Annotated in this window: 4 protein-coding genes and 1 pseudogene; 2 read left to right on the forward strand and 3 right to left on the reverse strand. The window is 72.2% G+C overall.

Annotated elements, in window-relative coordinates; translation table 11 throughout:
- The 3 genes and pseudogenes from CCN56_RS03545 to CCN56_RS03555 form a co-directional block, all read right to left on the reverse strand.
- Positions 1-242: pseudogene (locus CCN56_RS03545) on the reverse strand (hypothetical protein); the annotation flags it as partial.
- A 26-nt stretch (positions 243-268) separates the two neighbouring features.
- Positions 269-1,030: an ABC transporter permease gene (locus tag CCN56_RS03550; protein WP_086823480.1), complete on the reverse strand. Its 762-nt coding sequence runs from the start codon at positions 1,028-1,030 to the stop codon at positions 269-271.
- Between the two features lie 5 nt (positions 1,031-1,035).
- Complete coding sequence (locus CCN56_RS03555) at positions 1,036-1,938, reverse strand: ABC transporter ATP-binding protein (protein ID WP_086823471.1); 903 nt, start codon at positions 1,936-1,938, stop codon at positions 1,036-1,038.
- 170 nt (positions 1,939-2,108) lie between these two features.
- Between CCN56_RS03555 and CCN56_RS03560 the strand changes: the two genes are divergently transcribed.
- Together CCN56_RS03560 and CCN56_RS03565 are read left to right on the forward strand one after the other, a co-directional pair.
- Positions 2,109-3,896: an ABC transporter ATP-binding protein gene (locus CCN56_RS03560; protein WP_086823474.1), complete on the forward strand. Its 1,788-nt coding sequence runs from the start codon at positions 2,109-2,111 to the stop codon at positions 3,894-3,896.
- Entirely contained in the window at positions 3,893-5,701 is a 1,809-nt protein-coding gene (locus CCN56_RS03565) for an ABC transporter ATP-binding protein (protein WP_086823477.1), read from the forward strand. Before CCN56_RS03560 ends, CCN56_RS03565 begins: the two co-directional genes overlap by 4 nt.
- The last annotated feature ends 46 nt before the right edge of the window (positions 5,702-5,747 follow it).

Raw genomic sequence — 5,747 nt, forward strand, 5'->3', positions numbered from 1 at the left:
AGGCCGGGGGTGTCCGGCGCGGGCGGCTCGCTCGCGGCGAAGGCGTGCTCGCGGCGGGTCCACCAGAGCTGCACGGCGAGGGTCGCGGTGAGGAGCGCGCCGAGGACGGCGAGGGGGCGGGGGGTGATCCGGTCGGCGGCGGCGAGCGCGAGGACCGTGGCGACGGCGAGCAGCCCGTACGGTGCCCAGCGGAAGAACTGCAGCCGGCGTTCCTCGACCGACGTCACGGTACTCGTGGTCACTTCGCCCCTCACGTACGGCACTTGTGTCACTCCCAGCGGAACCGGCGGACCGCCGCCCCGGTCAGCAGCACCGTCCACAGCGCCATCGCGCCGAGCGCGCTCCACGCCGGCCAGGCGCCGGACGCGGCCTCGCCCAGGGCCCGGGAGGCGGCGCCGAGCGGGGTGAACTCGACGATCTCGCGCAGCGTATCCGGCATCATCCGGACCGGCAGCCAGACACCCGACGTGAACATGCTGGGGAAGTAGGCGGCCGAGCCGATGCCCTGGGCGATCTTCTGGGTGCGGGAGACCGCGCAGACCGTCGCGCCGAGCGCGAGGCTGCCGGCGGTGGCGAGGAGCAGGGCGAGGGCGTAGCCGGGGAGGTTGCCGGGCAGGGCGACGCCGAAGGCGAGCCGACCGACGGCGATGACGAGCAGCGCGGAGCCGAGCCCCGCGGCCCCGTTCAGGACGAGCTGGGCGGCGAGCAGGGCGCCGGGGCGGACCGGGGTGGTGGACAGTCGGCGCAGGATGCCGCGTTCCCGGTAGCCGGCGAGGACCGGCGGCAGGGCCTGGAGGCCGGCCGTGATCAGGGCGAAGAGGACGGCGATGGGGACGTAGAGGTCGATGGTGCGCAGTCCGCCGAGGTCGGCGGAGGGCTCGCGGAAGGACGGGATGCTCCCGAGGATCACGAGGAGCACGGTCGGCGCGGCCAGCACCCAGAACAGGAAGGCGGGCTCGCGGGCGAAGAGGCGGAGTTCGGTGCGCAGCAGGGCGGCGGCGGGGCGGCTGCGAGGGGCGGCGGCGGTCATGGTGGTCACTGGTCGGCTCCGGTCAGGTCGAGGTAGGCGTCGTCGAGGGTGGCGTGGGTGACGCGCAGTCCGCGGGCGGTGATCCCGCGGCGGGCGAGGAGCTGGACGAAGGCGTCGACGGTGGCGTCGGTGCCGGTGAGCACGGTCCGGCCGCCCCGGGCGTCCACGGCGGCGGCGCCGGGCAGGGCGAGGAGTTCGGCCCGGCCGATCCGCCCGTCGTCCTCGTACGAGACGGACTTGGCGGCCCCGGCCCGGCGGATGAGGCCGGCGGGGGTGTCGAGGGCGGTGACCCGGCCGCGGTCGATGACGGCGATCCGGTCGCAGAGCCGCTGGGCCTCCTCCATGAAGTGGGTGACGAGGAGGACGGTCACGCCGCTGTCGCGTACGGACTCGACGAGCGCCCAGGTGTCGCGGCGGGCCCGCGGGTCGAGGCCGGTGGTGAGCTCGTCGAGGATCACCGCGCGCGGGTTGCCGATGAGCGCGAGGGCGATGAACAGCCGCTGTTGCTGCCCGCCGGACAGCTTCGCGTACCGCTTGCGCAACTGGCCCGTCAGGCCGAGGCGTTCGGCCAGACCCCGCCAGTCGGCGGGCCGCTCGTGGAAGGAGGCGTACAGTTCGAGCGCCTCGCGGACGGTGAGCTTGGGCTGGAGCGCGCTCTGCTGGAGCTGGACGCCGAGCAGCCGGGTGACCTCGGCGTGCCGGGCGACGGGGTCGAACCCGGCGACCCGGACGGTGCCGGCGTCGGGGACGCGCAGTCCGGCGACGCACTCGACGGTGGTGGTCTTGCCGGCGCCGTTCGGGCCGAGGATTCCGAAGACCTCCCCCTCCTCGACCGTGAACGTGACGCCGTCGGCGGCCTTGCGCCCGCCGTAGGACTTGTGCAGGTCCTGGACCTCGATCATGGGCATGACTCAAGGTTCTTCGGCGGGGCCGGCGGGCGGTATCGGCCATCGCGCTCGAAGCGCGGTCAACCGATCGGTTGATGGCCGGCTACGACCGGGCGGGCCGTCCGCAGCTCCTGCCCGGCGCCGGAAAACCACATGAGGGATGTCAGGGGCGAACCTTAGGCTCGGACCTGATGCCACCAGAACACATACCCACCGAGAACGCGGCCCCCGGCCGCTCCACCACCCGTACGCTGCTGCGCCTGTGGCCGTACGTCCGGCCGGTGCGCGCCCGCCTGGCCACGGCCGCGCTCGTCGCGATCGTCGCCTCGCTGCTCTCCATCGTCATCCCGCTCCTCCTGAAGTGGCTGGTCGACGGTCCGGTGGCGGCGGGCGACACCACCGGCGTGTGGTTCGGCGCCCTGTACCTGCTGCTGCTCGGGATCGCGGAGGCGGTCCTCTTCGGCATCCGGCGGTGGCTGGTTGCGCGGCCGCTCGCGAACGTCGAGGCGACCATGCGGGCCGACCTCTACGAGCGGCTCCAGCGCCTCCCGATCGCCTTCCACGACCGCTGGGCGTCCGGACAGCTGCTGTCGCGCGGGACGACGGACCTGATGCTGGTCCGGATGTTCCTGGCCTTCCCGCTGACCTACCTCCTGGTCAACGGCGTGACGATCCTCGCCGGCTACGTGCTCCTCCTGGCCCAGGACTGGTCCCTCGGCCTGGTGCTGCTGACGCCCGTGATCCCCCTCGTGATCGTCATCAACCTCGTCGAGGGCCGGTACGGCGTGGTGGCGCGCACGGCCCAGGACCAGGTCGGCGACCTGACGACGGTCGTCGAGGAGAGCGTCCTCGGCATCCGGATCGTGAAGGGCTTCGGCCGGCACCGCAGCCAGGCACGGGCCTTCCGCGAACTCGCCGAACAGCTCCGCGGCACGGAACTGGCCAAGGCGCGGCTGCTCGCCGTGATCTGGTCGGTCATCACCGCCCTGCCGGAACTGGCCATCGGCGCGACGCTCGTGCTCGGCACGGTGCAGGTCGCGGACGGGGACCTGTCGGCGGGCACCCTCGTCGCGTTCCTGTCGACGGCCCTGGCGCTGCGCTGGCCGGTGGAGTCGATCGGCTTCCTGCTCGCGATGAGCAAGGAGGCGGCGACGGCGACGGAACGCTACTTCGAGGTGATGGACGCCGAGGAGGAACCGGACACGGCCGACGGCGCCGGGGAGTCCGGCACTTCGGACGGGGTCCGCTTCGAGAACGTCACCTTCCGCTACCCCGACGCCCCCGACGGGGCGCCCCCCGTCCTGGACGGCATCGACCTCCACATCCGCCCGGGCGAGACGATGGCCCTGGTGGGCGGCACGGGATCCGGCAAGACGACCCTCACCGCTCTCGTACCGCGCCTGCACGAGGCGACCACCGGCCGGATCCTCCTCGACGGGGCGGACATCGCCCGCATGGAACGGGAGAAGCTCCGCTCGCTCGTCTCGATGGCCTTCGAGGAGCCGACGCTGTTTTCGGCGAGCGTCGGCGAGAACGTCCTGATGGGCGCGGAGGGAGCGGGCGACCCGGAACTGCGGCGCGCCCTGGGCGTCGCCCAGGCGGACGGCTTCGTCGACCGGCTGCCCGAGAAGGCGGACACCCAGGTCGGCGAGCAGGGACTGAGCCTCTCCGGCGGCCAGCGACAGCGCCTCGCCCTGGCCCGCGCGGTGGTCGGCAGACCCCGGTTCCTGGTCCTGGACGACCCGCTCTCGGCGCTCGACGTCCACACGGAGGCCCGGGTCGAGGCGGCCCTGCGGGAGGTCCTCAAGGAGACGACGGCCCTGGTCGTGGCGCACCGTCCGTCGACGGTGATGCTCGCCGACCGGGTCGCGCTGCTCTCGCACGGCCGGATCGCGGCCGTGGGCACCCATCAAGAACTGCTGCGCAGCAACGCCGAGTACGCCTGGCTGATGTCCGGCGAAGGGAACGAGACCCGATGACGGACACCACGAAGGGCTCCCAGGACCCCTTCGACCGCGACGACCTCCCGGCCCCCCGAGGAGCGACGGGAGCCCTGCTCCGCTCCCTCCTGGCCGGCCACCGCACACGCCTCGTGACCGTGTCCCTGATCCTCCTCCTCAGGGAGGCGGCGCTCCAGGCGGGCCCGCTGCTCGTCGCGTACGCCATCGACCGGGGGGTCCCGGCCTTCCGCACGGGGGACCAGGGCCCGCTGATCGCCCTGGCGACCGGCTACCTCCTGTGCGCCGCCCTCTCGGGCGTCCTCCAGTACACGTTCGTACGCAGCGCGGCCCGGATCAACCAGGACGTGCTCCTGGACCTGCGCGGCCGGATCTTCCGGCACGCGCAGGTGCTGAGCGTCGACTTCCACGAGCGGTACACCTCGGGCCGCCTGATCTCCCGCTCGACCACGGACGTCGAATCCCTCCGCGAACTCCTCTCGGAGGGCCTCCAGGAACTGATCGGCGTAGTCCTCTCCTTCATCTCGATCTCCCTGGTCCTCCTCTACCTGGACTGGGGCATCGGGGCAGTGGCCGTGGCCTCCTTCCTCCCCCTCTCCCTCCTGATCCGCCTCTACCGGGCACGCGCGGGCAGGGTGTACGCGGAACGCTCCACGGCCATCGCGGGCGTGATCGTCAAGTTCGCGGAGACGATGAACGGCATCCGCCCGGTCCGCGCGTTCCGCCGCGAGAAGGCGAACGACGCCGAGTTCAAGACGCTCAACCACCGCCACGAACGAAGCAACGGCGACGCACTCCTCGAAATGGCCCGCTACGTGGTGGGCTCGCGCCTGGTGGCGAACACGGCGGTGGCGGGCATGTGCCTCTGGGGCGCGTACAGGGTCGCCGCCGGAACACTCGAACTGGGCGTACTGGCCGCGGCGGTGCTCTACATGCGCCGCCTGTACGACCCGATCGACCGCCTGGGCATGTTCCTGAACTCGTACGAGTCGGCAGCGGCATCCCTCACCAAGATCGCCGGCCTCCTGGCCCAGGAACCAGGAGTCCCGGAGACGACGACCCCCCGGGAGCTGCCGGCCAGATCGGGCGGCCGCGAGATCACCTTCGAAAAGGTCAGGTTCGCCTACCGAACGGGCGGCGAGGTACTCCCCACCTTCGACCTGACGATCCCGGCAGGCCAGACGGTCGCGGTGGTGGGCGCGACAGGAGCGGGCAAATCGACGCTGGCGAAGCTCCTGGCCCGCTTCTACGACCCGACCGAAGGCCAGGTGAGACTGGACGGCGTGGACCTCCGCGACCTGGCGACCCCGGACCTCCGCCGCGGAATCGTCATGGTCACCCAGGAAGCGTTCCTCTTCTCGGGCACGGTGGCGGACAACATCGCCATCGGCCGCCCGGACGCAACCCGCACCGAGATCGAAAACGCGGCAAAGGCGATCGGAGCGCACGACTTCATCACCAGCCTCCCCGACGGCTACGACACGGACGTCCGCAAACGAGGCGGCCGCATCTCCGCGGGCCAGCGCCAACTGGTGGCCTTCGCCCGCGCCCTCCTTGCGGACCCGGCGGTCCTGATCCTGGACGAGGCGACGAGCTCCCTGGACGTACCGGGCGAACGAGCCGTGCAACGCGCCATGGACACGGTCCTGTCCGGCCGTACCGCAGTGGTGATCGCCCACCGCCTGTCGACGGTCGAGGTGGCGGACCGCGTCCTGGTGATGGAGCAGGGCAGGATCGTCGAGGACGGCCACCCGAAGTCCTTGGTGACGGGCAAGGGCCACTACGCGGGCCTGCACCAAGCCTGGCGGGACAGCCTGGTGGGTTGAGGGAGAGCGGCCCACGGACGGAAGTGGGGGACGGGCAGGGGGTCGT

This window comes from Streptomyces sp. NRRL B-24572, from assembly GCF_002156145.1.
In the GTDB taxonomy this organism is placed as follows: Bacteria; Actinomycetota; Actinomycetes; order Streptomycetales; family Streptomycetaceae; genus Streptomyces; species Streptomyces vietnamensis.